Below are 26,525 nucleotides of genomic sequence, written 5' to 3'. Positions count from 1 at the left end.
AGTGATGAACAGCAAGAGCCTGGTGTCTGGCAGTGGCGACAGTGGTGCCTTCACCGACCTCAACCGCCTCAACGCCCTCAAGCACGGGGACCGCGACAGCGCCGCCAACGTGCGCAAGGTGGCCCAGGAATTCGAATCGCTGTTCATCAGCGAAATGCTCAAGGCTTCGCGCAAGGCCAGCGATGTGCTGGCCGACGACAACCCGATGAACACCGAGACGGTGAAACAGTACCGCGACATGTACGACCAGCAGCTGGCCGTGAGCATGTCCCGCGAGGGCGGTGGCATCGGCCTGCAGGATGTGCTGGTGCGCCAGTTGACCAAGAGCCGTGGCGCCTCTGCCAACACCAGCCCGTTCCCGCGTGGCGAAAGCGGCGGCCCGGCGCTGTGGGGCAACAAGGTGGCAGCGCCGGTGCACGGCAATGATGCCGTTGGCACCCGCAACGATGTGGCCGCGCTGAATGCGCGGCGCCTGGCGTTGCCGAGCAAACTCACCGACCGCCTGCTGGCAGGCATCGTGCCGTCTGCTACCGCAAGCGACGCCGCTACTGTCAACACCGCCGCCGTGCCTGCCCGTGATGGCCAGCAGCCGGCCAGGGCCTTTGCGGTGCCGGATAACGGCTTGCGCATCGTCGGCCGTGCGGTTGCCCAGCCGCCGCTGGCCCCCAACAAGGCGTTCAGCGACAGCGACACGTTCGTCGCCACCATGCTGCCCATGGCCGAACAGGCGGCCAAGCGCATCGGTATCGACCCGCGCTACCTGGTGGCCCAGGCAGCACTGGAAACCGGTTGGGGCAAATCGGTGATGCGCAATAGCGACGGCAGCAGCAGTCACAACCTGTTCGGCATCAAGGCCACCGGCAACTGGCAGGGTGAGCAGGCGAGGGCGATCACCAGCGAGTTCCGCGACGGGCAGTTCGTCAAGGAAACGGCCGCCTTCCGCAGCTACGACTCTTACCAGGACAGCTTCCACGACCTGGTCACCTTGTTGCAGAGCAATTCACGCTATCAAGATGCACTCAACTCGGCCGATAACCCCGAACAGTTTGCACGCGAGCTGCAAAAAGCAGGTTATGCGACCGACCCGGGCTATGCGAAGAAGATCATCAGCATTGCCCAGCAGATGCAGAACACACCGCAATACGCCATGGCTGGCAGACCCACGAATCTTTAAAAGGACTAAATCATGTCGAGCCTGATTTCCATCGGCCTGAGTGGCCTGAGTGCCAGCCAGGCGGCCTTGTCGGTAACCAGTAACAACATCGCCAACGCTGCGACCAGCGGCTATTCACGCCAGCAGGCAATGCAGCAGGCGGGCCCGTCGCAGTACATCGGTGCGGGGTTTCTGGGCAGTGGCACCACACTGGCCGACGTGCGCCGGGTGTACAGCGCCTACCTGGACAACCAGCTGCAGACCGCCACGTCGCTGCAGGCCGATTCGGCTGCCTTCCAGGACCAGATCACCAGCGTCGACAAACTGCTGGCCGACCGCGATACCGGCATCAGCTCGGTGCTCACCGCGTTTTTCTCGGCCTTGCAGACAGCATCCGCCAAGCCAGGTGACGTCGCTTCGCGGCAATTGCTGCTGACCCAGGCGCAAACCCTGAGCAACCGCTTCAACGCCGTCAGCACCCAGCTGACCCAGCAGAACGAAGTGATCAACTCGCAGCTCGACACGCTGGCCGGGCAGGTCAACAAGCTCACCACCAGCATTGCTGAGTACAACAAGCAGATCGTCGCGGCCACGGCCACCGGCAGTACTCCCAACAACCTGCTCGATGCCCGCAGCGAAGCGGTACGCCAGCTGAACGAGCTGGTGGGCGTGACCGTGCAGGAGCGCGAAGGCAACTACGATGTCATTCTGGGCAGCGGCCAGTCGCTGGTCACCGGCGGCAAGGCCAACCCCCTGTCGGTACAGCCGGGGGTGGCGGACAAGAGCCAGGCCACCCTGCGCATCAACTATGAGTCGTTCAGCTCGGACGTGACCTCGGTCGCCACCGGCGGCACCATTGGCGGCCTGCTGCGCTACCGCCAGGATGTGCTGACCCCGTCCATGAACGAACTGGGCCGCGTCGCCCTGGTGGTGGCTGACAGCATCAACAGCCAGCTGGGCCAGGGCCTCGACGCCAATGGTCAGTTTGGCAGCTCGCTGTTCACCAGCATCAACAGCGCCTCTGCCATCGCCCAGCGTAGCCTGGCGTCGTCCAACAACAGCGCAGGCTCCGGCAACCTCGACGTGACCATCGCCAACAGCGGCGCGGTTAGCACCTATGACTACGAGGTCAAGTTCACCAGCGCCAACCAGTACAGCGTGCGCCGTTCCGACGGCACCAGCATGGGCTCGTTCGACCTCAACGCCGACCCCGCGCCGGTGATCGACGGCTTTAGCCTCTCGCTCAAGGGCGGGGCGCTGGCGGCGGGCGACAGCTTCAAGGTCATCCCCACCCGGTCGGCGGCAGGTGCCATCAATACGGTGCTCACCGATGCCAACAAGCTGGCCTTCGCCGGCCCGGTCAGTGCCACCACCGGCAGTGGCAACAGCGGTACCGGCACCATCACCCAGCCTACGCTGGGCCAGCCCCTGAATATTTATGGCGGCGCCGACAATGCCCTGGTGCAGCAGGCGATTCGCGACTCCATGCCTGTACGGGTGGTGATGGACACCGCCAGCGGCGGCTCCCAGGGTTACAAGGTGTTCGATGCCAAGGGCACGCAAATCGGCACCGGCACCGTGGTGCCGGGGCAGGACAACAAGCTCTCCATCTCGGTGCCCATGCGCGACGGGGCTGGCAACCCGATTGTCGATGGCAGTGGCAACCCGCGCACCTTCGCGCTGGAAACCACCGTTGGCGGCAGCCCGGCCGCCAACGACAGCTTTACCCTGTCGTTCAATGCCGATGGCAAGGCAGACAACCGCAACGCCACGGCCCTGCTGGGCTTGCAGACCAAGTCCACGGTCAATACCGGGTCCGGCGGTGGCACCAGTTTCACCTCGGCCTATGCGTCGTTGGTCGAGCGGGTAGGGGCCAAAGCCAGCCAGGCCACCATTGATACCACCGCCACCCAGGCGGTGCTCAAGTCGGCCAGCGAAAGCCGCAGTGCGGTGTCAGGGGTGAACCTTGACGACGAGGCGGCCAGCCTGGTCAAGTTCCAGCACTACTACACCGCGTCGTCGCAGATCATCAAGGCGGCGCAAGAAACCTTCAGCACCCTGATCAACGCCTTGTAAGGAGTAGCGACCGTGCGTATTTCCACTGCTCAGTTCTATGAAGCCAGCGCCAGCAGCTACTCCAAGAACTTCTCGGACATGAACAAGACCAGCGCCCAGGTAACGTCGGGCGTGCGTATCCAGACCGCCGGCGATGACCCGGTGGGCGCGGCGCGGTTGCTGCTGCTGCAACAGCAGCAGTCGCTGCTGGACCAGTACAGCGGCAACATGAACACGGTAAGCAATGCGCTGCTACAGGAAGAGAGCGTGCTATCCACCATCAATGACGCGATGCAGCGCGCCAGCGAGTTGGCCATCCGCGCCGGCGGCGCGGGTGTGACAGACGCTGACCGGGTATCGATCAGCACCGAGTTGAAGGAAATCGAGGCCAATATCTTTGGCTTGCTCAACTCGCGCGATGCCAATGGCGACTACATGTTCGCCGGCTCCAAGAGCACTACACCGCCCTACGTGCGCAACTCCGATGGCACCTACAGCTACCACGGTGACCAGACCCAGTTGAGCCTGCAGGTTTCCGACACCCTGAACCTGGCCACCAACGACAGCGGTGCCAGCGTGTTCGATGCAGCGAAGAACAAGAGCCGTACCCAGTCGACCTTGCTGGTGCCGGCCACCGATGATGGCGTGGTCGGCGTTTCGCCGGGTCTGTTGAAGTCGAGCAACAGCTACAACGACAGCTTCACTGCCGGGCAGCCGTACAAGCTCACGTTCACCAGCGCTACCCAGTATTCGATCACCGATGCCAATGGCAACGACATTACGGCAGAAACCCCCACCAACGGTCATTTCGACAGCAAGACCGAGGGGGCCAACCGTATTGCCCTGCGCGGTGTCGAGTTCGAAATCACCGTCACGCTGGAGGAGGGCAAGGACGCCGACGCGGCCGTGGCCGGGCGCGAGTTCTCATTGGCAGCGCGCCCGGACTCCTTCACCACGACCCGTGGCGCTGGCAACTCTTCCACCGCGCAAGTCACCAGCAGTGCTGTCACCGACCCAACCGCCTACCGCAGCACGTTCCCCAGCAACGGGGCGGTGATCAAGTTCACCGGGCCAGACACGTACGAGTTCTATGCGCAGCCCATGAAAGCTGACAGCAAACCGGTGGCCACCGGTACCTTCACTGCGCCGCAGTTGACGGTGGCGGGGGTGACCTATGACGTGAACGGCGCGCCGCAGGCCGGCGACCAGTTCGCGGTCACGGCCAACACCCACCAGAACCAGAACGTGCTGGAAACCATCAGCCAGCTGCGTGCGGCGCTGGACACTCCCGTGACTGGCGCAGGGGCGGCCAACGGCCTGAAGGATGCGGTGGCCTCGGCCATTGCCAACCTGGCCAGTGCGCGCGAGCAGGTGGACATCACCCGGGGTTCGATCGGTGCGCGGGGCAGTTCGCTGGAAATTCAGCGGCAGGAAAACACCAGCCTGGGCCTGGCCAACAAGACCACCCAGGATGCGATCGGCAATACCGACATGTCTCAGGCTGCGATCACCCTGACCCTGCAGCAGGCCATGCTGGAGGCCTCCCAGCTGGCCTTCTCGCGCATTTCCCAGTTGAGTTTGTTCAACAAGCTCTGATCACTCATGCAATGCGGGGCTGCTGCGCAGCCCATCGCGAGCTGCGCTCGCTCCTACGGGGGCGGGGCGGCGCACCTCTGTGCTGCGCCGCATTACCCGGCTTTCATTGCATTTCAATGTGACCAATGAGTCAAAACGGTCATCTTCCCTGTATTCTATGCAGCAGCATTTTGTTACCGGTGCGCAGGAAAGCGCTGCTTTCCTTCCCCAGCGGTGACGCCCCGGTATTTGGCGCCCTCAATTTATCGAGTGGTGGTCTTTGGCTGTTTTCATTGGGAAGCCAGAATGATTGGCATCAAAAGCATCGCGAGTTACGTGCCCACCGCTGGCCTGGATAACTATGTCCAGGGTGCGAAGTTCGGCAAGGACGAAGAGTTCATGTTCGGCAAGATCGGCGCGTCCTTCCTGCCACGCAAGGCCCCGGAGCAGGAGACCTCCGACCTGTGCGTAGAGGCCGCACGGGCCCTGTTCGCCAGCAACCCCGATCTTGATCCGCAGTCGATCGACGCGTTGATCGTGGTCACCCAGAACGGCGATGAAGAAGGCCTGCCGCACACGGCCGCCATCGTTCAAAGCAAGCTTGGCCTGTCCACCCGCGTGGCGGCCTTCGATGTTTCGCTGGGCTGTTCCGGTTACGTATATGGCCTTTACGCCATCAAGGGCTTCATGGAGGCGGCGGGCCTGAAGAACGGCCTGCTGATTACTGCAGACCCGTACTCCAAGATCGTTGACCCCGAAGACCGCAACACCACCATGCTGTTCGGTGACGCCGCCACCGCCACGTGGATGGCTGAAGATGCGGTGTGGAACTTGGGCCAGGCCCGCTTCGGGACCGACGGCTCTGGCGCCGAGCACCTGAAGGTGAGCGATGGCAAGTTCTTCATGAATGGCCGCCAGGTGTTCAACTTCGCGCTGGTCAAGGTGCCGGCGCACCTGCACGAGCTGCTCGACGCCAGCGGGCTGCAGTCTGCGGATATCGATGCCTTCTGCATTCACCAGGGCAGCGCGGCGATCGTCGATGCGGTGGCGCGGCGCTTCGAAGAGCATCACCCCGAGAAATTCGTGAAGGACATGCTGGAAACCGGCAACACGGTGTCCTCCAGCGTGCCGCTGTTGCTGCAGAAGCACATGCTCGATGGCAACTGGAAGCGCGTGGCTATCAGCGGCTTTGGTGTAGGGCTGTCGTGGGGCTCGGCGATTCTTTATCGCAATTAAGGCCTCTCCGGCGTGGCCTGGTGTGCCCCGTAGGAGCGAGCGCAGCTCGCGATGGGCTGCGTAGCAGCCCCCCGCTATCTGGGCAGTCATGCGAAATTTGATGGGGGTGCTTTGCACCCCATCGCGAGCTTTGCTCGCTCCTACATGCCCGGTATGTATTATTTCTGGCGCCAACAAACCGCCCTCAACCCATTGATTTCAAAGGCTGGCCGCGTGCCAGCATTTTTTTTTTGAAAAACCCCTCAAGCAACCAGGCCATCCGACGATAACTATTACGAAGGTTCTCTAGGCCAATCCGGCGGTTGCCAAGGCCGGAAGCCGCAGTACCCATACAACGAGGATTTCGTCATGGCTTTAACTGTAAACACCAACATTGCTTCGGTTACTACCCAAGTAAACCTGAACAAGGCCAGCAACGCTCAGGCCACCGCGATGCAGCGTCTGTCCTCGGGTCTGCGTATCAACAGCGCTAAAGACGACGCTGCTGGCCTGCAGATCGCCAACCGCCTGACCAGCCAGATCAACGGCCTGGGCCAGGCTGTAAAGAACGCCAACGACGGTATCTCGATCGCGCAGACCGCTGAAGGTGCAATGCAGGCTTCGACCGACATCCTGCAAAAAATGCGTACCCTGGCACTGTCGTCGGCCACTGGCTCCCTGAGCGCCGACGACCGCAAGTCGAACAACGACGAATACCAGGCCCTGACTGCCGAACTGAACCGTATCTCCGACACCACCACCTTCGGTGGTCAGAAGCTGCTGGACGGCTCGTACGGTACCAAGGCCATCCAGGTTGGTGCCAACGCCAACGAAACCATCAACGTTTCCCTGGACAACGTCTCGGCCAAGAGCATTGGTTCGCAGCAGGTTAAATCCGGCACCATCACCCCGACTGCAAGCGGCGTGACTGCAGCCGACCTGGTGGTGACCGGCAACGGCCAGACCAAAACTGTCAGCTACGATGCCGGCGCTTCGGCCAAGGACATCGCGGCCAAGCTCAATGGCGCTATCGGTGGCCTGACTGCCGCTGCCAGCACCGAAGTCAAGCTGACCGTTGCCAGCGGCGCTGCCACCACTCCTGCCAACTTCGACCTGAAAGTCGGCAGCAGCACCGTCAGCTTCATCGGCGTGACCGACACTGCCAGCCTGGCTGACCAGTTGAAGTCTAACGCTGCCAAACTCGGCATCAGCGTTAACTACGACGAATCTACCAAAAGCCTGGAGGTCAAGTCCGACACCGGTGAGAACCTCAGCTTCACCTCGAAAGCAGGTGCAGAGGCGATCTCGGTCGGTGCCAAGAATGGCAGTGGCGAATACGCTGCAACACTGACTGCATTGTCTGCGACTGCGAACGACAAGGCCGTAGTGACTGGCCAGATCTCGCTGGACTCGGCCAAAGGCTACTCCGTTGCCAACGGCGCAACCGGTACTGGCGCAACTGACCTGTTCGGTGCAGCTTCGGTGTCGTCGAAAAAGACCACCATCGCCGACACCGACGTGACCGCTGCCGTCAACGCCCAGAACGCCCTGGCCGTTATCGACAAGGCCATCGGTTCGATCGACAGCGTACGTTCGGGCCTGGGTGCTACCCAGAACCGTCTGCAAACCACCGTTGACAACCTGCAGAACATCCAGAAGAACTCCACCGCTGCCCGCTCCACCGTGCAGGATGTGGACTTCGCTTCGGAAACTGCCGAGCTGACCAAGCAGCAAACCCTGCAACAGGCATCCACTGCGATCCTGTCCCAGGCCAACCAGCTGCCTTCCTCGGTCCTGAAACTGCTCCAGTAATTCAGGCGCCTGAGTAAAGGGTGAAAGGGCGCGTTTACGTGCCCTTTCACCCTTTTTGACATGAGGAGTTCGGAACATGGACATCAGTCTCAAGCTGAGTCAGGTGTACCCCCCTGTGTTACCCCAGCCCTCTGCGGCGGAGCGGGACCCGGCCGTGCCTGCCAAGGTGCAGGAAGCCGCGCCGCCCGAGCCCAAGCCGCACACGCGCGAGGACCTGGAAAAAGCGGTTGGCGATATCCGTGATTTCGTGCAGTCGAGCCAGCGTCAGCTGGACTTTTCCATTGATGATTCCACCGGGCAGGTCGTGGTCAAGGTGATCGCCACCGACTCGGGCGAGGTCATCCGCCAGCTACCGTCTGAAACGGCGTTAAAGCTCGCGCAGAGCCTCAGCGAAGCCGGCAGCCTGCTGTTCGAGGGGCGCGCTTAGGCTGGCATGATTTTTGTTGTTGTTAGGTCTTTTAAGGATTTTTCGCCAAGGATCTGGCAGCTACCGTTCAAGGAGAGCAATGATGGCAGGTACAACCGTCAGTGGTATCGGCTCGGGTATCGACACCCAGGCCATCGTCGATTCGCTCGTGGCCGCCCAGAAGGCGCCCAAGCAGACGCAAATCAATACCCAAACGCTGAAGGCAACCACCACGTTGTCCTCGATTGGCAAGATCCAGTCAGCGCTCGATGCCTTCCGTGGTGCGCTGACCAACATGACCGATACCAATAGTTTTGGCGGCTTGAGTTTGCAGTCGTCCAACGAAAAGGTGGCTACCGTCACCATGGGCGCCGGCGCTGCCAATGGTTCGTTCTCGTTGCTGGTCAGCAAGCTGGCCAAGGCGTCCAAGGTGTCCACCCAGGTGTACGCGGACGGGGCAGGGTCGGTGGTCAACAAAGGCACTACCGCAACCACCCTGACCATGACCCAGAATGGCAAGGCTTACGACCTGAGCGTTCCGGCTGGCGCAACGTTGCAGCAGGTGCGCGACAGCATCAACAGCCAGTTCGGCCCGGCAGGCCTGAGTGCCAACGTGCTCACGGATGCCACAGGCTCGCGGCTGGTCATTACATCGACCAAGATGGGCGAGGGGTCGGACATTACCCTGTCTGGGAATTCTGGAATCGACACGGGTTACAAGGTCGTAGACGAGCCCGCGGACGCCGAGTACATGCTCGATGGCGTCGCCATGAAATCGAAGACCAATGATATTACCGATGCAGTGAGTGGCCTGAACATCAAGTTGGTAGGTGTATCTCCAAAAAGCTCAACGGGCGAAGATACGATTACCACGCTCTCACTCAGCACCAGCAGCGCTACCCTCAAGTCGGGCCTCAAAGGCTTCATCGATAGCTATAACGCGCTGCTGAAAGTGGTGAACGCCGAAACCAAGGTCACCAAGAATTCCGATGGCAGCATGACAGCGGCTGCGCTGACCGGCGATGCATCGATGCGCACGCTGATGACGTCCATCCGTGAAGAACTCAATGCGGTGTCCGGCAACGGCACCCTCAAGTCGTTGGCAGCCTTCGGGGTTACCTCTTCGCAGGATGGCGGCACGCTGAGCCTGGATGACAAGAAGTGGGACAAGGTCGCCAGCACCAATGCGGCAGACCTGACCAGCATCTTCAATGGCAAGGACGGGCTGCTGGCCCGCCTGCAAAAAGTTACCGAGCCGTTTGCCAAGGCGTCCACCGGTACCCTGGCCGAGCGTTCGAAAACCCTTAGCGAAAGCCTGACCAAGCTCAAGACCGAGCAGGACACCCTGGATGCACGGATGGAGGCCCTGCAGAAGAGCCTGCAGGACAAGTACAACAACATGGACACATTGGTTACCCAGCTGCGCCAGCAGCAAAGCTCGGTGCTCAGTACGTTGAATGCGCTGAACAAGTCCAGCAGCGACGACTGACCGTAAGCCGTTGCCCGAAACCGGTTTTATCGCTGGTTTCGGGCAATAACCCGTAAAGTTTTCCGTGTTTTGCCCGATACATAAAGTATCAACCTTCCAGAAGCATGCCCGCCACGAGGTCGCAAGATGAATCCCATGAGAGCCCTTCGTCAGTATCAGAAGGTCAATTCCCATGCCCAGATTTCCGAAGCAACGCCGCACCGCCTGGTGCAGATGCTGATGGAAGGTGGCCTTGATCGCATGGCGCAGGCCAAAGGGGCAATGGCGCGGGGTGACGTGGCCGAGAAGGGGCTGATGCTGGGCAAGGCGATCGACATCATCATTGGCCTGCGCGACGGCCTCTCGCCTGAGAAGAGCGAGAACCCGCAATACGTTGAAAACCTCGATGCCCTCTACGTGTACATGACCAACCGCCTGATGCAGGCCAACATCGACAACGATGCTGGCATCATCGATGAAGTGGCCCGGCTGCTGATCACCGTGAAGAGCGGTTGGGATGGCATCGCCGACATCCAGCCTGCCAGCTGACGGCAAGGAGACTACCGTGACTGCACTGCAACGCCTCGACGATACGTGTGATGCCCTGCTTGGCGCCCTGGGCGAGCGTGACTGGGATTCCATTGCCAGGCTGGACGTTGCATGCCGTACCTGTATCGACGAAGTGCTCGAAACCCACTCGTACGATCAAGGCTTGCTGCGGGAAAAGCTCGAAGGGGTGATGGAGGTCTACCGTAGCCTCATCGAAGTGACAACCGGCGAGCGCCAGGCAATTGCCGAAGAGATGACCCAGATCAACCAAGCGAAGAATGCTTCAAAGGTTTATCATTTGTTCAGTTAAGATGCGAACAACTGAACAAAAGGCGCCATAAATTTGACTGTGCGACCCTTTTTGACTTAACTAGTGGCTGTTTTCGTATTTCAGACGTCCGAACACTGACCATTCAGTCGGAATGATGTCGAGCATGCCTTCGGGCGCCGATATGACTAGGGAAGTTGCTATTGCATGTGGCGTGAAACCAAGATTCTCCTGATCGATGACGACAGCACCCGCCGCCGCGATCTGGCGGTGGTGCTGAACTTCCTGGGCGAAGACAACCTGCCCTGCACCAGTGCTGACTGGCAGCAGGTGGTCGAGCCGCTGTCTTCCAGCCGCGAGGTACTGTGCGTACTCGTCGGCGCCGTGGATGCGCCTGGCACCCTGCTTGGGTTGCTTAAGACAGTCGCAACCTGGGATGAGTTCCTTCCGGTCTTGCTTTTAGGTGATATTTCTTCCGGTGACCTGCCAGAGGACCTGCGCCGCCGCGTGCTTTCGAACCTCGAAATGCCGCCCAGCTACAGTCAGTTGCTGGATTCGCTGCACCGCGCCCAGGTGTACCGCGAGATGTATGACCAGGCCCGTGAACGTGGGCGTCAGCGCGAGCCCAACCTGTTCCGCAGCCTGGTCGGTACCAGCCGCGCCATCCAGCACGTGCGCCAGATGATGCAGCAGGTGGCCGACACCGACGCCAGCGTGCTCATTCTGGGCGAGTCGGGCACCGGCAAGGAGGTGGTTGCGCGCAACCTGCACTACCACTCCAAGCGCCGTGAGGCACCCTTCGTGCCGGTCAACTGTGGTGCTATCCCTGCGGAGCTGCTGGAAAGCGAGTTGTTCGGCCATGAAAAGGGCGCATTCACCGGGGCCATCACCAGCCGGGCAGGGCGCTTTGAACTGGCCAATGGCGGTACGTTGTTCCTGGACGAAATCGGCGACATGCCGTTGCCCATGCAGGTGAAGCTGCTGCGCGTGCTGCAGGAACGCACTTTCGAGCGCGTGGGCAGCAACAAGACCCAGAGCATCGATGTGCGCATCATCGCCGCCACGCACAAGAACCTCGAAAACATGATCGAGGACGGCACCTTCCGCGAAGACCTGTACTACCGGCTGAACGTGTTCCCCATCGAGATGGCCCCCCTGCGCGAGCGCGTCGAGGACATCCCGCTGCTGATGAACGAGCTGATCTCGCGCATGGAGCACGAGAAGCGGGGTTCCATCCGCTTCAACTCGGCTTCGATCATGTCCCTGTGCCGCCATGGCTGGCCGGGTAACGTGCGCGAACTGGCCAACCTGGTCGAGCGCATGGCGATCATGCACCCGTACGGGGTGATTGGTGTGTCGGAACTGCCGAAGAAATTCCGCTACATCGACGACGAAGACGAGCAGATGGTCGACAGCCTGCGCAGTGACCTGGAAGAGCGCGTGGCCATCAACGGCCACACCCCCAACTTCAGCAACCCTGCCATGCTCCCGCCAGAGGGGCTCGACCTCAAGGACTACCTGGGCAGCCTGGAGCAAGGTCTTATCCAGCAGGCGCTGGACGATGCCAACGGTATCGTTGCCCGTGCCGCCGAACGCCTGCGCATCCGCCGTACCACCCTGGTGGAGAAGATGCGCAAATACGGCATGAGCCGCCAAGGTGGCGAGGACCAGGCAGAAGACTAACGCTCAAGCGGCCTCCGCTCGCGCATTCGTAGGAGCGAGCAGAGCTCGCGATGGGCTGCAAAGCAGCCCTTCCTCCCCACTTCCCTCCAATTCCCCAGAAACCGCCCGCCCACCCACCAACCCGGCATGTGTTTTGCTATTGCCTAGCATCCAGTGCCAGGGGTCGGTTTTTTGTCACCCCTCCGACCAATGCGGACGAAAAGTACAATGAAAGCAGTCATTCTGGCCGGTGGGCTGGGCACACGCATCAGCGAAGAATCCCACCTGCGACCCAAGCCGATGATCGAGATAGGCGGCAAGCCAATCATCTGGCACATCATGAAGATCTACTCCCACTACGGCATCAACGACTTCATCATCTGCCTGGGTTACAAGGGCTACGTGATCAAGGAGTACTTTGCCAACTACTTCCTGCACATGTCGGACGTCACCTTCGACATGGCCGAAAACCGCATGGACATCCATAACCGCCACGCCGAGCCCTGGCGGGTAACGCTGGTCGACACCGGCGAATACACCGCTACCGGTGGCCGGCTGAAGCGGGTGCGCGACTACGTTGGCGATGAAACCTTCTGCCTGACCTACGGTGACGGCGTTTCGGACGTGGATATTCCGCGCCTGATCGACTTCCACCGCCAGCACGGCAAGATGGCCACCGTCACCGCCGTGCAGCCGCCGGGGCGCTATGGCGCGCTGGACGTGCAGGGTGACCAGGTACGCGGTTTTCAGGAAAAGCCCGCAGGCGATGGCGGCTGGATCAACGGTGGCTTCTTCGTGCTGGATCCGGCCGTATTGGACTACATAGACGGTGATGCCACCACCTGGGAGGACGCGCCCATGCGCCGCCTGGCCGAGGACGGCCAACTCATGAGCCACCTGCACCGGGGGTTCTGGCAACCCATGGATACCCTGCGTGACCGCAACCTGCTCGAGGCTCACTGGAAAAACGGCGAGGCAGCGTGGCAGCTATGGCGTTGACCTCGGCATTCTGGGCGGGCCGCCGGGTGCTGCTCACCGGCCATACCGGCTTCAAGGGCGGTTGGCTGGCAGTGTGGCTGCGCCAGCTGGGCGCTGACGTGCGTGGCTTCGCCTTGCCCGCAGCCACCACGCCTTCGCTGTGGCAGGTGGCGCAATTGCAGCAGCACGTGGCCGGTGACTTTGGCGACATCCGCGATGGCTCGGCCTTGGCGGGCGCCGTGCAGGCGTTCCAGCCCGAACTGGTGCTGCACCTGGCAGCCCAGCCGCTGGTACGCGAGGCCTACCGTACACCCGTCGATACCTACGCCACCAACGTCATGGGCACGCTCAACCTGTTGGAAGCGGTGCGCGCTACACCCTCAGTGCGCGCCGTGTTGGTGGTGACCACCGACAAATGCTACGACAACCGCGAGTGGCCCTGGCCATACCGTGAACAGGACGCCCTGGGCGGCTTCGACCCCTACAGCAGCAGCAAGGCCTGTGTCGAACTGCTGTGCGCCAGCTACCGCGACTCGTTTCTGCGCACTGCCGGTGTGGCGTTGGCCACGGCGCGGGCGGGCAACGTGTTGGGTGGCGGTGACTGGTCTGCCGAACGCCTGTTGCCGGACATCTTCCGCGCCTGGCAGGGCGGGGAAGAAGTTGTTCTGCGCTACCCAGGCGCTACGCGCCCCTGGCAGCACGTGCTCGACCCGCTGATGGGCTACCTGCAACTGGCCCAAAGCCTGCTCACCGAGGGCGACCGGCACGCCGGCGCCTGGAACTTCGGCCCGGACAGCGCTGGGCTGGCCAGCGTGGGTGACATCGTCAGCCGTCTTGCCCGGCACTGGCCCGGCGAAGCCCGCTGGTCGGTCGCGGCCGATGCCCAGCCCCATGAGGCAGGGCTGCTGGCCCTGGACTCCAGCAAGGCGCGGCAGTTGCTGGGCTGGGCGCCACGCTGGTCGCTGGACCATACCCTCAAACAGACCCTGGCCTGGCACCTGGCATGGCGTGCGGGGCGTGACATGAACATTGTTACCCGCGAGCAGATCGCGGCTCATCAAGGCGAAACCCATGAGTGACAGCACGGCGCAGCAGTTGCGCCAACAGATTGCCGAGCTGGTTGGCCGCTATGCCGACCTGCAGATGGCGCCCAAACCCTTTGTTGCAGGGCAGAGCAATGTGCCGCCCTCGGGCAAGGTCATCGGTGCGGGCGAACTGCAGGCCATGACCGAAGCGGTACTGGACGGGTGGCTTACCACGGGCCGCTTCAACGAGGCGTTCGAGAAGCGCCTGGCCAAATACCTGGGGCGGCGCTGCGTACTCACTACCAACTCCGGCTCTTCGGCCAACCTGCTGGCGTTGTCGGCCCTGACCTCGCCGCGGCTGGGTGAGCGTGCGATCAAGCCTGGCGATGAAGTGATCGGCGTTGCGGCCGGTTTCCCGACCACGGTCAACCCGATCCTGCAGTTTGGCGCGGTACCGGTGTTCGTTGATGTGCAGATGGGCACCTACAACATCGACCCGGCACTGATCGAGGCTGCCATCGGCCCGAAGACCAAGGCCATCATGCTGGCCCACACCCTCGGCAACCCATTCGACCTGGGCGTGGTCCGCGCCTTGTGCGACAAGTACGGCCTGTGGCTGATCGAAGACTGCTGCGACGCCCTGGGCTCCACCTACGAAGGGCGCATGGTCGGCACCTTTGGCGATATCGGTACCCTCAGTTTCTACCCGGCGCACCACATCACCATGGGCGAGGGTGGGGCGGTATTCACGGAGTCGCCGTTGCTCAAGCGCATTATCGAATCGTTCCGCGACTGGGGCCGTGACTGCTATTGCGCGCCGGGGGAGGACAACACCTGCAGCAAGCGCTTCTGCTGGCAGCTGGGTGACCTGCCACAAGGTTACGACCACAAGTACACCTACTCGCACCTGGGCTACAACCTGAAGATCACCGACATGCAGGCCGCCTGCGCACTGGCGCAGATGGACCGTGTGGACGGGTTTGTCGCCGCACGCAAACGCAACTTCGCCTGGCTGAGCGAGCGCCTGGCCGGTTGCGCCGACCGGTTGATCCTGCCCCAGGCCACGCCCGGCAGCGACCCGTCCTGGTTCGGCTACCCCATCACCCTGCGCGACGGCGCTGAAGGCCGCCGGGTGGAGCTGGTGCGCTACCTGGACGCCCAGGGCGTCGGCACACGCCTGCTGTTCGCCGGCAACCTCACCCGCCAGCCCTACATGCAGGGGTTGCGGTACCGGGTGGCGGGTGAGCTGGCAGTCACCGACAAGATCATGAACGACACGTTCTGGATCGGCCTGTGGCCGGGCTTGAGCGATGGTCACCTGGAACACGCGGCCAGTCACATCGAAGCCTGGCTCAATCGAGGAACACACTGATGAGCACAGCCCCTGCCGCCACCGCCGGTACTTTGTTCGACAAACCCCTGTTCATCTTGGAGATGGCCAACAACCACATGGGCGACGTGGCCCATGGTGTGGCGCTGATTCGGGCATTTGCCGCCGTTTGCAAGGATTTCCCGTTCCGTTTTGCCTTCAAGCTGCAATACCGCGACCTGGACACCTTCGTTCACCCGTCGATGCGTGGCCGCGATGATGTGAAATACATCAAGCGCTTCAGCGAGACGCGGTTATCCCGCGAGCAGTTTGATGCCCTGGTCGCGGAAATCCGTGAGCATGGGTTTCTCTGCCTGTCCACGCCGTTCGATGAAGCGTCAGTCGATGTGATCGAAGCCCAGCAGCTCGATGCAATCAAGGTTGCAAGCTGCTCGATGAGTGACTGGCCGCTGCTGGAGCGCGTGGTGCAGACCGGGCACCCACTGATTGTGTCAACCGCAGGTTCCACCCTGGAGGAGCTAGACCGGCTGGTCAGCTTCCTTACCCACCGGCAGAAGAGCTTCGCCATCCTGCACTGCGTGGGCGAATACCCGACGCCTGATGCCAACATGCACCTGTCGCAGGTGGACTTTCTGCGCCGCCGCTACCCCGGTGTGCGCGTAGGTTTCTCCACCCACGAGAACCCGGACAACACCGACATCGTCAAGATAGCGATGGCCAAGGGCGCCCGGGTCTTCGAGAAGCATGTCGGGCTGCCGACCGAGCACTATCCGATCAACGCCTATTCCGCGAGCCCTGAGCAGGTCCGGCGCTGGCTGGAAGCGGCCCAATATGCCCTGTTGCTGTGTGGTGAAGGCGAGCAGCGCCTGCCGGTAAACGAGAGTGAACGCGCCAGCCTGCGTTCGTTGCGTCGGGGCGTGTTCGCTCGCCGGCCCATCGCAGCGGGTGAGGTGGTGCAGGCTGACGATGTGTATTTCGCCTTTCCACCGCAAGACGGCCAGTTCACGGCCAACGACTGGTCGAAGTACAGCACCTTCACCGCCCAGGCGGACATCCCCGAACACGCTGCCCTGAGCCCGGACAACAGCAACCAGCGTGATGTGCGGGGCAAGGTCTGGGCCATCGTCCAGCAGGTGCGGGCGCAGCTCAGTGGCAGCCACGTCGTGGTGCCAGGGCGTGTCGACCTGGAGATCTCCCACCACTATGGCCTGGACCGCTTCGACGAGACTGGGCTGGCCATGCTCACGGTGGTCAACCGCGGCTACTGCAAGAAACTGCTGATGCTGCTGCCGGGCCAGCGGCACCCGGAGCAATACCACAAGCGCAAGGAAGAAACCTTCCACGTTCTGCACGGCGAGCTGACGCTGGAGCTGGATGGCGTGACGCGGGTCTGCCGCCCCGGTGACGTGGTTACCGTGGAGCCGGGTGTACGCCATGCCTTCCACAGCCAGGAAGGGGCGATCATCGAAGAATTGTCTTCTACCCATTTCAGCAATGATTCGTTCTATACCGATGAAGCGATCAATGCCAATCGCGATCGTAAAACCCTCTTGAGCTATTGGATGGACTGACGTGCCGACTCCTTATCGTGTTGCCGACTACATCGCTGATTTCATCGCAGGACTTGGGGTGCAGCATGTTTTCCTGTTGCCGGGCGGCGGTGCCATGCACCTCAATGACGCGGTCGGCAAACACCCCGACCTGGACGTAGTGGCCTGTCATCATGAGCAGGCCGCTGCGATCGCTGCCGAAGCCTATTGCCGGATCAACGAAAATATCGGTGTGGCGATGGTGACCACAGGCCCTGGCGCCACCAACGCGGTGACGGCCGTGGCAGGCGCCTGGATCGAGTCGGTACCGTTGCTGGTCATATCCGGGCAGGTCAAGCGTGCCGACCTGCTGCGCGGTGCGCCGTTGCGCCAGAAAGGCGTACAGGAAGTCGACATTGTCAGTGTGGTCGAGCCGATCACCAAATACGCCATCACCGTACAGCAGCCGGAGGACATTCGCCGGGAGCTGGAGCGGGCCGTCTTCCTGGCGCGGGACGGCCGTGCCGGGCCGGTGTGGATCGACGTGCCCCTGGACGTGCAAGGTGCGCCAATCGATGCCGCCAACCTGGCCGGCTTCGACGAGCAGGCAGCAGTGGTTGAGGCCCTCGACCCGGCTACCCTCGCGCAGGTTCGCAGCTTGCTCGAAGGTGCTGAGCGGCCGTTGATTCTTGCGGGCCATGGGGTTCGCCTGAGTGGCGGTGCAGCAGCGTTCCGCGACTTGATCGAAAGCATCGGCGTGCCCTTGGTCACCACCTGGAATGCCATGGATCTGCTGCCTTACGAGCATCCTCTTTATGTGGGCCGCCCCGGCGTAGTGGCGCTGCGTGCGCCCAACTTCGCTGTACAGAACGCCGACCTGCTGATCACCATTGGTTGCCGCCTGGATAACATCATCACCGCCTATGCTCCACGTGATTTTGCGCGTCATGCACGCAAGGTGGTGGTCGATGTGGATGCCAACGAGATCGCCAAGCTGGACATGGCCATTGATGTTGCGGTCAACAGTGATGCTGCCGGTTTCATCGAGGCGCTGGCAGTATCGCTGCAAGGTGCATCGTTCAGTCGCCCGCAGTGGTTGTCGCGTTGCCGCGACTGGAAGGCCCGTTACGGCGTCAATGATGGCAAGCCATTCCCTGACAGCGGGCCGATCAGCCACTTCCAGTTTGCCGACGCGCTGTCCAATGCCGTACCGCAAAACACGCTCGTCAGCACAGGCAGTTCGGGCCTGGCGGTTGAAGTGTTCTACACCGTTTTCCGCAACCGTGAAGGGCAGCGGGTGTTTCTGACCTCCGGCCTCGGTGCCATGGGTTATGGCCTGCCAGCGGCAATTGGTGCCTGCTTCGCCAATGGCTGCAAGCCTATGGTGGCGGTGGAAAGTGATGGCAGCCTGCAACTGAACATCCAGGAATTGGCCACAATGCGCGGCTTCAACCTGCCCATCTGCCTGGTGGTGATGAACAACGGCGGTTACGCCTCGATCCGCAATACCCAGCGTAACTATTTCGAGGGCCGTTATGTGGGCACTGGGCCCGAAGCAGGGTTGTGGATGCCGGACCTGCAGGAACTCGCCCAGGCCTATCACCTGCCGTTCAAGCGCATCAGTGACGTTGCCGAGCTGGAGCAAGGCCTTGCCGAGGCGCTGCAAGTACCTCGGCCAATGATCGTCGAGGTGCTGTTGATGAAGGATGAGGCATTGAGCCCGAAGGTGGCGGCAATTCCCCAGGCCGACGGCTCAATGACGTCCATGCCGCTGGAGGACATGAGCCCGTTGCTGCCGCTGGCGGTACTGGAAAAAGAAATGGCAGGCAACCTCGCGCAGGTGTCGCGCCGAGTTCGGCAGGGGGAATGATGAAACGTCACATCCTGTTCGACTTTGATGGCACCCTGGTGGACTCTGCGCCGGCCATTCTCGGCTGTTTTTCCCGCGTGCTCCAGGTGCATGGCCAGCAGGCTGTGTGCCCGGTGGACGACAGCCTTATCGGGCCACCGCTGCGCCAGACGCTTGCGACCCTGAGCGGCAGCTCCGACAACGCGCTGCTCGACGCCATGAGCGCCACATTCAAGACCCTGTACGACGCCGAGGCATGCCTGGAAACTGCCGCCTACGCCGGTTGCCAGGCGGTTATCGAGCAGTTGCACGCCCAGGGTTTCAACCTGTGCATCGCCACCAACAAACGCCTGTTGCCAACCCAGCGCATTCTTGCGGCACTCGGCTGGGAGGGGCTATTCAGCAAGGTGTTCGCCAGCGATTCCTACCCAGGTCGCTATCAGGACAAGACCGGCATGATTGCCGCTTTGCTCGAAGAGGCAGGTATCGCTGCCGAGCAAGCGATCTACATCGGCGATACGTCGGCAGATGGCCGTGCAGCGGCGGGCAACGGCGTGGAGTTCTGGCCTGTGGCGTGGGGTTATGGCCACTTCGCCAGCAGCGAGCAACCCTTGCGTTCGCCGCAGCAGATGCTGGAGCGCCTGGTCCCCTGATGAATACCTCCAGCACCGCCAGCCAATGCCCCTGCTGCATGACCGCCGCAGTGTTGCTGCCCAGCCCGGCCTATACGCGCTGTCGCTGCTGCGGGCACCGTTGGCGGTTGCCGACGGAGGGGCTTGGCTACTACGAAACCCTGGTTGCCCGTAACGACCTGAACACCCCGTGGTTCAAGCGCAAGATGCGCGAGCGCGTTGTTGCTGTGTCCGGGCTGCTGGAAACCGGCAGTGAGCGCGTGCTCGAAATCGGCTGTGCCGAAGGCGAACTGGGGCGTGAGATAAAGGCGCGCTGTGCTGTCACCTATGATGGGGTAGAGCTGTCCCAGGACCGGTTGCTGGCTGCGCAGCAGTTGGACACCGTGTTCAGCACGCCGGCCAGCCAGGTTCAGGCGGCCCCGTATGACCTTATCGTTTCATTCCATGTGCTTGAGCACATCCTGCGACCGGAACAGGAGGTAGCGGCCTGGGCCAGGCTGCTGAGCGGGCAAGGGCGTGTGCTGGTAGAGGTGCCGAACCAGGCCGGGCACCCACTGCTGGCCAGTGATTGCAACCCCGAGCATCTGCACCAGTTCACCCCGGCGTCCCTGGCCCTGCTGCTGGCCCGCTGCGGGTTTGCCTGCCAAGCCCTGTCGGCAGGGCATTACGAATCGCCGGTGTACTCCGATTCGCTGCGGCTTGTCGCGCACCTCGAACCTGCCGCAGACCAACGCCAACAGCTTTTGCTGCAGCGCTTCGAGCAACGCACAGGTGGCCCGTTCCTGGTGTATGGCATCGGGGGTGACTACCTCAACTACATCGCTCCCCTGGCGGAGTCGCTGCATATCCGCGCTTTGCTCGACTCGTCAGCTGCTAAATGGGGGCAGCGTTTCGGTAAGCACGTGGTCACCGGCTACGACCCGCAGCAGCATGCCAACTTGCCTGTCGTCATCTGTTCGATTCGTTTCGCCACGGACATTCGGCAGCATTTGCTGAGTGTCGGCATTGCCGCACAGCGCATCATCGGCCTGGACAGCATCTATGAAGACGCCTGATCGTATTCTCGCGCAGGACCTGACCGGCCTGCTGGGTGCCTCGTTGCCGTGGGAAGCGCTGTATGGCCGGCATGTGCTGGTCACTGGCGCGTCAGGGTTTATTGGCGGCCATGTGGTCGAAGCCCTGGTCTGGCTCAACCGCCATCACCCACGGGCGAACCTTCGCCTGTATGCGCTGGCCCGCGACCTGCAGAAGTTGCACAGGCGTATGCCGTGGGTAGACATCCCCGGTGAAGTGACGCCGCTGATCCAGGATGTGACGCAACCGTGCCAACCGGCGGCACCCCTTGATTTCATCATTCATGCCGCCAGCCCCGCCAGCCCCCGGGACTATCTGCAACGGCCCGTCGATACGATACGCGCCAACACTGATGGCACTCGGGCGCTGCTGGAACTTGCCCGGGCCACCCAGGCACGGTTGTTGTTTCTCAGCAGCGGTGCCGTATACGGCGACAATCCAGGGCAGGCCGGGCCGATTGCCGAGGGTGACTTTGGTCATGAAGACCCTCTGTCGCCGCGGGCCTGCTACGGCGAAAGCAAGCGCCTGGCCGAGACACTGTGCCGTGCCTATCACACCCAGTACGGCGTGGACACCCGGATCGCGCGCATCTCCCATTGCTATGGGCCGGGCATGCGGCTGGACGATGGCCGGGCTATTTCTGACCTGCTGGCCGATGTGCTGAACGACCGCGATATCCAGCTTGACTCCGACGGTAGCGCCTCGCGCCCGTTCTGTTATGTGTCCGATACCGTGCTCGGGCTGTTGCATATCCTGCTGCGTGGCGAACCTGGGCATGCCTACAACGTCGGTGAAACCCAGGAAACCAGCATTCTGGCACTGGCCGAGCGCCTGATTGCAGCTGCTGGCAAAACCGGGCGACTGAGCGTGCTGCCCAGGGCCCGCAACGGCCTGGCACCGGCAGCCAGAAGCGCCGGGCACTTCAATATCGACAAGATCCGCGCCTTGGGATGGGCGCCTCTCACCTGCCTGGATGTGGGATTGTCCAGGCTCTGGCAGGCCAATACATGAACGTTGCCGACCCACGACCGACCCTGATCGGTTATCTGCCTCCACCCGGAGGTATCCGCAAGACGGGAGCGAATTACCCGCACCATGCCCAGTTGATCAACATTGGCGATATTGTCTACGCCAATGCCGGCGCGATGCTCACTTCAGGGCGTCATTTCGAGGCCTGGAACTTCGGCATGAGTGCCGAGGAGGTCAACGAAAAGTATGCGAGGGTCATCTTCTTCATCCCGTGCAGGATTGCCCCGGCGCCTTACGATCACGACGGGTACCCCTATGAATACGTCACACGCTTCATCGAGAAGCTGACCATTCCCTTTTTCAGCCTCGGTGAATCCATTCAATCCAGGGAATATCAATATCGCCCTGACTTTCACCGGGCCCTGTCGCCAGCCGTGGTTCGCTACCTGCAGGTCATCGCCGACCGCTCACCGCTGGTAGGCACCCGGGGCCATTACTCTGCCCAGGTGCTCAATGACCTGGGCATCAAGAATGCAGTGCCGCTGGGTTGCCCCTCGCTTTACCTGAATGGCCCCTCGCTCAAGCACTCGCTGCTGAGCGTGCCAGACGCGCCTGCAAAAGTGGCGGTGTGCTACTCGAACTACCAGGGCAATGACCATAGCCGCATCGACGACGTTCTGCGCCTGGCCAGCCAGAACCATTACTACTATGTCGAGCAGGTATTCGGCCTGCTTGCCCAGGTGCTGTACTACCCCGGCAAGATTACTGGAGCGGATGTGTACACCGCTCGACGGCTCTACAAAGACCTGTCGCCATTGCTGGCTTTGCTCAAGCAAGGGCGTGTGCGCTATTTCACCAACTACACCCTGTGGAAAGACTTTCTCGGCTCGATGGATTTCGTCTTCGGCGCCAGGATGCATGGCGTGACGCCAGCGGTGCATGCTGGCAAGCCGGCGGTATTCATTGCCCACGACGCCAGGGTTCGGGAGATGTGCGAGTTCTTCTCATTGCCCTTTGTCGCAGAGCACGACCTGCCCGCAACGATGACAGTCGATTACTTCCTGTCCCGTTGTGACTACACCGCCACGCTGCCGCGTTATCAGCGGGCCTATGCCAGCTTCGTGCAAACGCTGCGTACCCTGGGCCTGGATAGCAACATTGGCGCAGACGGCGCCCTTCTCGATAGTTGGGAGCCCGAGCCGGATGTTCGGGTGGCTCGCGAGGAGCACGCGCCCGGCCCGGCAGCCGAAGAACTGCTCAACCTGGAAGCGCAGCTGGCACTTTGCGCGGGCATTCCAGATGAAATGTTCGCCAAGCTGGCCCAAGTCAACGCCCTATCACAGCGTTGGTATCTATCCCGCCAGCACCGTCAGGCAAGCGGGCACTGAACAATGAAACAGGGTGAAGAGCAACATGAGAACATGTGAAGTCTGTAGTGGGAGCCAGCTGGCGCAGTTGCATCGTCAGCATTTCCTCTTCCCCGGGCTTGCCCAGCCTGTCCATTACGATGTGGTGGCGTGCCAGCATTGCGGCTTTGCCTATGCCAGCGACATACCGGACCAGTCGGCCCTCGATCAGTTTTACCAGAGCGTGGAACACCACCTGCATACCGAGCTGCCGCCCGGTCTTGCGCGTATCCATGAGCGGTTCTTCCAGTTCGTCGAAACCCATGCTGACCTGGCCGCCGATGCGCGCATTCTTGATATAGGCTCGGGCATGGGCCATTTTCTGGCTCACTTCAAGCACGCAGGCTACCCCCGCCTGCTTGGCATGGAACCCAGCCCTGCGGCTGCCGAGCAGGGGCTGGCCACCTATGGGCTGGAGATCAGAAGCGCGACGGTGGATGCTTTCGTCACATCAGAGCGCTTCCAGCTGATCAGTCTGTGTGGCGTGCTGGAGCACATCGCCGACCTGCGCCGCAGCCTGGACAAGATCGGGGCGCTGTTGGCGGATGAGGGTTATCTGTTCGTTGCTGTTCCAGATGCCGAAACCTTTGGCAAGGCCCTGCCGGCTGAGCCATTTCTGGAGTTCGCGCTGGAACACATCAACTTCTTCAGCGCCGTCAGCCTGGATAACCTGCTGAGCGCCAATGGCTTTGAGAAGGTGACGGTGATTTCCCAGCACAACGATTTCTACGACAACCATTACCTGCTGGCCTTGTACCGCAAGGCAAGCAACGCCCCCACCCCCTGGGCGGCCGATGAGGTCGCAGGCAACAGCCTGCGCCGTTATGTCGAGCTGTCGCAGCAGGTGCTGCGCCCCGTCCAAGTGCTGGCCGAACAACTTCAGGCAAGTGCAGAGCCGGTTGTGATCTGGGGGGCCGGCTCGCTGACCAGTCGACTGCTTTGCGATACACCGCTGGGCAAGGCCAACATCTGCGGCATCGTCGATAGAAACCGCAACCTTCAAGGCAAGCCCCTGCTGGGTGTGACCATTACCGACCCGGCGAGCCTGGCAGACCAGGCAGACACCACAGTGTTCATTGCCAGTACCACCTACGCTGCGCAAATCCGCAACACGCTCGTGCAGCAGTTTGGCTGGCGTGGCCGGATTCTCAGCCTTGCAACTGGAGCGGGTGAATGACCATGAGTACGCTTGACCGCTTGCGCAACGCCTATGAATCAGGCACCAGTGCCAAGCAGGATTACATTGAAGCGATCCATGCACAGCATTCCGCGCTGTTCGACTACCCCGCCTTTCTTGCCGGTACTGATGTTGAATGTGTGCGCCTGTTGCCGGAGGGCGTCTTTGTTCGCTCCCGCTCGCAGCAGATCGAGCTGTTACTGGACCCGAAGGACCAGCACCTGGTGCCTTGCACGCTGATGAACTTTCGCGCCTACGAAACCCTGGAGACCGAGTTTCTCAAGGCGGTCACCGGTGACCATGCGGTGGTCCTGGACATCGGCGCCAACTGCGGCTGGTACGCACTGGCCTTGGCGCAGCACCGCCCCACCGCGGTTATACATGCGTTCGAGCCCATTGCGCATACGCACCACATTCTAACGCGCAACATCCAGCACAACGGCCTGTTCAACATCACCCCGCACCAGTTGGCCTTCTCCAACCAGGAGACCACATTGGAGTTTCTGTATACCCCGGATTGCTCGGGCGCCACTTCGCAGGTAGTGGCAGGGCAGCCGGGTGATCAGGCCAGCCTGCAGAAGCTGGCCTGCCAGGCGACCACGCTCGACCTGTTCTGCGCCCGGAACGGGCTGGCGCCGCAGGTCATCAAGTGCGATGTGGAGGGCGCCGAGTTGATGGTGATTCAGGGCGGCGAGCATGTGCTGGCCGAGCACAAGCCGGTGATCCTGATCGAGCTGTTGAGAAAGTGGGCCAAACAGTTCGACTACCACCCCAACGACGTGGTGCAGCGCCTGGTGGCGCTGGGCTACCAGGCCTATACCCTGAGCGAGCGTGGGCTTCATCCTTGCCCCGGCATTGATGAGCAAACCCCGGAGACCAACTTCGTTTTCGTGCATGAACATGCCCGCTGCGAACTTCTGGACAGGGTGCGGTCGCTGACATGAGCCCAGCCATTCCACCGTTGACCGTGGCCCTGCTGACCTACAATCGGTTGCATTACCTTGAGCAGTCCATCGCGGCCATCCTTGACCAGAGCTTCGACGCATTCGAGCTGCTGGTGCTCGACAATGGCAGCAGTGATGGCACCGCACAGTTCGTCCTGGGTTTGCAGGACCCGCGTATCCGCTACGTGAGAAACTCGCGCAATATTTCCACCGTCGAGTTCAACTGCCGTTCGGCCTATCACCTGGCACTGGGCAGACGGGTCATCGTCACCCATGACGACGATGTGATGGAGCACCAGATGCTGGAGCGGCAGATGCGCTTCATGGATGAACACCCGGAGGTCCGGCTCGTGTGGACCCGTGTCAGCGATATCGACCAGGACGGCCAGGCCCTGCTTGCCAGCGATGCTGAGGCCGGGTTGGACCGAGTATTCGCGCCAGGGCAGTTCATCAGCGGTTTCCTCAGGGAGCGGTTGTGGCCAATGCCCAGTGGGGTGATGCTGGAACGGGCGGTATTGCCCAGGTTCTATGCGGTGCATGCGTGCCTGGGTGGTAGCCCTGGTGGTCGCAACACGTTGGAAACGGCGGGTATCGAAGATGTGCTGATGCCGGCGCGCATCAACCGCCGGCATGCCGTGGGTTACCTGGACGAGCCGCTGCTGCGCCGTCGCGTACATACCAGGCAGTTCTCCCACGTGGCGAGCCTGTCGTTGCCGGGGGTGCACCTTTATCGAGAACTTGGACGTATCGCCAAGGGTGTACCGGGCCTTGAAGCACAGATACTGCAGTGCGATGCACACACGGCGCGGTTCACTGTTCAGGAAGCCGTCACGACTCAGTCGGCCCGGGTCGTCAGCAAGGCGCTGCTGGCCAAGCTGCAAAAATTGGCTGTAGGCCTACAGGCCAGCGTGGCCCGCGCACCGGATGCCTTTTTGGCCGGGCTGCCGGTGTTTTTGCTGGCCCAGCTCCTGTTTCCCGGCCGCTATAGCTGCGGGCTTGACGCGCTGTCGGCCGCATCCCACCCTCAGGCCACGCAGTGCTTGCTGGCGTGGGCGCAAAGCAGGGTTGTGAACCCTGGGGCGAGCATCATGACGGGGCTGGAAGGGCGCAGAGTCATTATTTTCGGCAGCGCTTTCGTTGCTGCCCTGTTGATCCTCGACGCCGAAAAAAGTGGTAACCAGGTGGTCGCCTGCATCGATTCCAATGCCAATCGTCAGGGCCAGAAGATGCTGGGCGTGCCTATGCACCCTCTGAGCTGGATGGCCGAGCATGTGCAAGGTGACGATGTGGTGATCATCAGCTCGGAACGTGACCATGAACATTATCTGGAAGCGCTGATTCGTCAGCATGTGCGGCCGTCGACAACTGTGCTGAGCTGGAAAGCACTGACCGGGTCACACGGCTGAGCACCCGCCAGCCGTGTGCCGCAAGGCAGCGCGGCGCATTCAC

Annotated in this window: 22 protein-coding genes; all 22 read left to right on the top strand. The window is 61.8% G+C overall.

What is annotated here, in order from left to right:
- The first annotated feature begins 4 nt into the window (after positions 1-4).
- A complete protein-coding gene (gene flgJ / locus IAE38_RS08965; RefSeq protein ID WP_201217169.1) occupies positions 5-1,174 on the top strand; it encodes a flagellar assembly peptidoglycan hydrolase FlgJ in 1,170 nt (389 codons plus the stop codon).
- A gap of 12 nt (positions 1,175-1,186) precedes the next feature.
- Positions 1,187-3,229, top strand: a complete 2,043-nt coding sequence (flgK, locus tag IAE38_RS08960; RefSeq protein ID WP_201217163.1) for a flagellar hook-associated protein FlgK — start codon at positions 1,187-1,189, stop codon at positions 3,227-3,229.
- A 12-nt stretch (positions 3,230-3,241) separates the two neighbouring features.
- Entirely contained in the window at positions 3,242-4,804 is a 1,563-nt protein-coding gene (locus IAE38_RS08955) for a flagellar hook-associated protein 3 (RefSeq protein WP_201164331.1), read from the top strand.
- A 285-nt stretch (positions 4,805-5,089) separates the two neighbouring features.
- Positions 5,090-6,019 (top strand): ketoacyl-ACP synthase III, encoded by a 930-nt coding sequence (locus tag IAE38_RS08950; RefSeq protein ID WP_028633482.1) that lies wholly within the window; start codon positions 5,090-5,092, stop codon positions 6,017-6,019.
- A 348-nt stretch (positions 6,020-6,367) separates the two neighbouring features.
- Positions 6,368-7,810 (top strand): flagellin N-terminal helical domain-containing protein, encoded by a 1,443-nt coding sequence (locus tag IAE38_RS08945; RefSeq protein WP_201164330.1) that lies wholly within the window; start codon positions 6,368-6,370, stop codon positions 7,808-7,810.
- Between the two features lie 76 nt (positions 7,811-7,886).
- The gene (locus IAE38_RS08940; protein WP_060481425.1) at positions 7,887-8,237 is read left to right on the top strand and encodes a flagellar protein FlaG; all 351 of its coding nucleotides are present in this window, start codon (positions 7,887-7,889) and stop codon (positions 8,235-8,237) included.
- Between the two features lie 82 nt (positions 8,238-8,319).
- A complete protein-coding gene (gene fliD, locus IAE38_RS08935) occupies positions 8,320-9,705 on the top strand; it encodes a flagellar filament capping protein FliD (protein ID WP_201217160.1) in 1,386 nt (461 codons plus the stop codon).
- A 126-nt stretch (positions 9,706-9,831) separates the two neighbouring features.
- Positions 9,832-10,233, top strand: coding sequence for a flagellar export chaperone FliS (gene fliS / locus IAE38_RS08930; RefSeq protein ID WP_028633478.1), 402 nt, complete (start codon positions 9,832-9,834; stop codon positions 10,231-10,233).
- Positions 10,202-10,543, top strand: a complete 342-nt coding sequence (gene fliT, locus IAE38_RS08925) for a flagellar protein FliT (protein ID WP_201217158.1) — start codon at positions 10,202-10,204, stop codon at positions 10,541-10,543. Before fliS ends, fliT begins: the two co-directional genes overlap by 32 nt.
- A 165-nt stretch (positions 10,544-10,708) precedes the next feature.
- Positions 10,709-12,184, top strand: a complete 1,476-nt coding sequence (gene fleQ / locus IAE38_RS08920) for a transcriptional regulator FleQ (RefSeq protein ID WP_201217155.1) — start codon at positions 10,709-10,711, stop codon at positions 12,182-12,184.
- 207 nt (positions 12,185-12,391) lie between these two features.
- Complete coding sequence (gene rfbF, locus IAE38_RS08915) at positions 12,392-13,162, top strand: glucose-1-phosphate cytidylyltransferase (protein ID WP_201217144.1); 771 nt, start codon at positions 12,392-12,394, stop codon at positions 13,160-13,162.
- Positions 13,153-14,220 carry a CDP-glucose 4,6-dehydratase gene (rfbG, locus tag IAE38_RS08910; RefSeq protein WP_201217141.1) on the top strand — a complete coding sequence of 356 codons (1,068 nt, stop codon included), beginning with the start codon at positions 13,153-13,155 and terminating at the stop codon, positions 14,218-14,220. Before rfbF ends, rfbG begins: the two co-directional genes overlap by 10 nt.
- Positions 14,213-15,538: a lipopolysaccharide biosynthesis protein RfbH gene (gene rfbH, locus IAE38_RS08905; protein WP_201217138.1), complete on the top strand. Its 1,326-nt coding sequence runs from the start codon at positions 14,213-14,215 to the stop codon at positions 15,536-15,538. The genes rfbG and rfbH overlap by 8 nt, the downstream gene beginning before the upstream one ends.
- Entirely contained in the window at positions 15,538-17,067 is a 1,530-nt protein-coding gene (locus IAE38_RS08900) for an N-acetylneuraminate synthase family protein (RefSeq protein WP_201217136.1), read from the top strand. Before rfbH ends, IAE38_RS08900 begins: the two co-directional genes overlap by 1 nt.
- Before the next feature lies 1 nt (position 17,068).
- Positions 17,069-18,895 (top strand): thiamine pyrophosphate-binding protein, encoded by a 1,827-nt coding sequence (locus tag IAE38_RS24150; RefSeq protein ID WP_201217133.1) that lies wholly within the window; start codon positions 17,069-17,071, stop codon positions 18,893-18,895.
- On the top strand, positions 18,895-19,527 hold the full coding sequence (locus IAE38_RS08890; protein ID WP_201164324.1) for an HAD family hydrolase: 633 nt from the start codon (positions 18,895-18,897) through the stop codon (positions 19,525-19,527). The genes IAE38_RS24150 and IAE38_RS08890 overlap by 1 nt, the downstream gene beginning before the upstream one ends.
- A complete protein-coding gene (locus IAE38_RS08885; RefSeq protein ID WP_236403764.1) occupies positions 19,527-20,561 on the top strand; it encodes a class I SAM-dependent methyltransferase in 1,035 nt (344 codons plus the stop codon). Before IAE38_RS08890 ends, IAE38_RS08885 begins: the two co-directional genes overlap by 1 nt.
- Complete coding sequence (locus IAE38_RS08880) at positions 20,548-21,591, top strand: NAD-dependent epimerase/dehydratase family protein (protein WP_201217130.1); 1,044 nt, start codon at positions 20,548-20,550, stop codon at positions 21,589-21,591. The genes IAE38_RS08885 and IAE38_RS08880 overlap by 14 nt, the downstream gene beginning before the upstream one ends.
- A complete protein-coding gene (locus tag IAE38_RS08875) occupies positions 21,588-22,937 on the top strand; it encodes a polysaccharide pyruvyl transferase family protein (protein WP_201217128.1) in 1,350 nt (449 codons plus the stop codon). The genes IAE38_RS08880 and IAE38_RS08875 overlap by 4 nt, the downstream gene beginning before the upstream one ends.
- Before the next feature lie 25 nt (positions 22,938-22,962).
- Positions 22,963-24,132 carry a class I SAM-dependent methyltransferase gene (locus IAE38_RS08870; RefSeq protein ID WP_236403762.1) on the top strand — a complete coding sequence of 390 codons (1,170 nt, stop codon included), beginning with the start codon at positions 22,963-22,965 and terminating at the stop codon, positions 24,130-24,132.
- Entirely contained in the window at positions 24,129-25,076 is a 948-nt protein-coding gene (locus tag IAE38_RS08865; RefSeq protein WP_201217125.1) for an FkbM family methyltransferase, read from the top strand. The genes IAE38_RS08870 and IAE38_RS08865 overlap by 4 nt, the downstream gene beginning before the upstream one ends.
- Positions 25,073-26,482 (top strand): glycosyltransferase family 2 protein, encoded by a 1,410-nt coding sequence (locus tag IAE38_RS08860; RefSeq protein WP_201217122.1) that lies wholly within the window; start codon positions 25,073-25,075, stop codon positions 26,480-26,482. The genes IAE38_RS08865 and IAE38_RS08860 overlap by 4 nt, the downstream gene beginning before the upstream one ends.
- Positions 26,483-26,525: the final 43 nt, after the last annotated feature.

It is taken from the genome of Pseudomonas sp. S32 (assembly GCF_016648095.1).
GTDB lineage: Bacteria > Pseudomonadota > Gammaproteobacteria > Pseudomonadales > Pseudomonadaceae > Aquipseudomonas > Aquipseudomonas parafulva.
Note: the sequence above shows the minus strand (reverse complement) of the source record. Positions and strands in the feature narration are given on the sequence as shown.

Coding starts and splice junctions, on each gene's coding strand:
- IAE38_RS08875 (WP_201217128.1), top strand. CDS start 21,588: ATGAACGTTGCCGACCCACGACCGACCCTGATCGGTTATCTGCCTCCA.
- IAE38_RS08865 (WP_201217125.1), top strand. CDS start 24,129: ATGACCATGAGTACGCTTGACCGCTTGCGCAACGCCTATGAATCAGGC.
- flgJ (WP_201217169.1), top strand. CDS start 5: ATGAACAGCAAGAGCCTGGTGTCTGGCAGTGGCGACAGTGGTGCCTTC.
- IAE38_RS08900 (WP_201217136.1), top strand. CDS start 15,538: ATGAGCACAGCCCCTGCCGCCACCGCCGGTACTTTGTTCGACAAACCC.
- IAE38_RS08870 (WP_236403762.1), top strand. CDS start 22,963: ATGAGAACATGTGAAGTCTGTAGTGGGAGCCAGCTGGCGCAGTTGCAT.
- fliD (WP_201217160.1), top strand. CDS start 8,320: ATGGCAGGTACAACCGTCAGTGGTATCGGCTCGGGTATCGACACCCAG.
- IAE38_RS08950 (WP_028633482.1), top strand. CDS start 5,090: ATGATTGGCATCAAAAGCATCGCGAGTTACGTGCCCACCGCTGGCCTG.
- IAE38_RS08890 (WP_201164324.1), top strand. CDS start 18,895: ATGAAACGTCACATCCTGTTCGACTTTGATGGCACCCTGGTGGACTCT.
- IAE38_RS08940 (WP_060481425.1), top strand. CDS start 7,887: ATGGACATCAGTCTCAAGCTGAGTCAGGTGTACCCCCCTGTGTTACCC.
- IAE38_RS08945 (WP_201164330.1), top strand. CDS start 6,368: ATGGCTTTAACTGTAAACACCAACATTGCTTCGGTTACTACCCAAGTA.
- flgK (WP_201217163.1), top strand. CDS start 1,187: ATGTCGAGCCTGATTTCCATCGGCCTGAGTGGCCTGAGTGCCAGCCAG.
- IAE38_RS08885 (WP_236403764.1), top strand. CDS start 19,527: ATGAATACCTCCAGCACCGCCAGCCAATGCCCCTGCTGCATGACCGCC.
- IAE38_RS08880 (WP_201217130.1), top strand. CDS start 20,548: ATGAAGACGCCTGATCGTATTCTCGCGCAGGACCTGACCGGCCTGCTG.
- IAE38_RS08860 (WP_201217122.1), top strand. CDS start 25,073: ATGAGCCCAGCCATTCCACCGTTGACCGTGGCCCTGCTGACCTACAAT.
- fleQ (WP_201217155.1), top strand. CDS start 10,709: ATGTGGCGTGAAACCAAGATTCTCCTGATCGATGACGACAGCACCCGC.
- fliS (WP_028633478.1), top strand. CDS start 9,832: ATGAATCCCATGAGAGCCCTTCGTCAGTATCAGAAGGTCAATTCCCAT.
- rfbG (WP_201217141.1), top strand. CDS start 13,153: ATGGCGTTGACCTCGGCATTCTGGGCGGGCCGCCGGGTGCTGCTCACC.
- fliT (WP_201217158.1), top strand. CDS start 10,202: ATGGCATCGCCGACATCCAGCCTGCCAGCTGACGGCAAGGAGACTACC.
- rfbF (WP_201217144.1), top strand. CDS start 12,392: ATGAAAGCAGTCATTCTGGCCGGTGGGCTGGGCACACGCATCAGCGAA.
- rfbH (WP_201217138.1), top strand. CDS start 14,213: ATGAGTGACAGCACGGCGCAGCAGTTGCGCCAACAGATTGCCGAGCTG.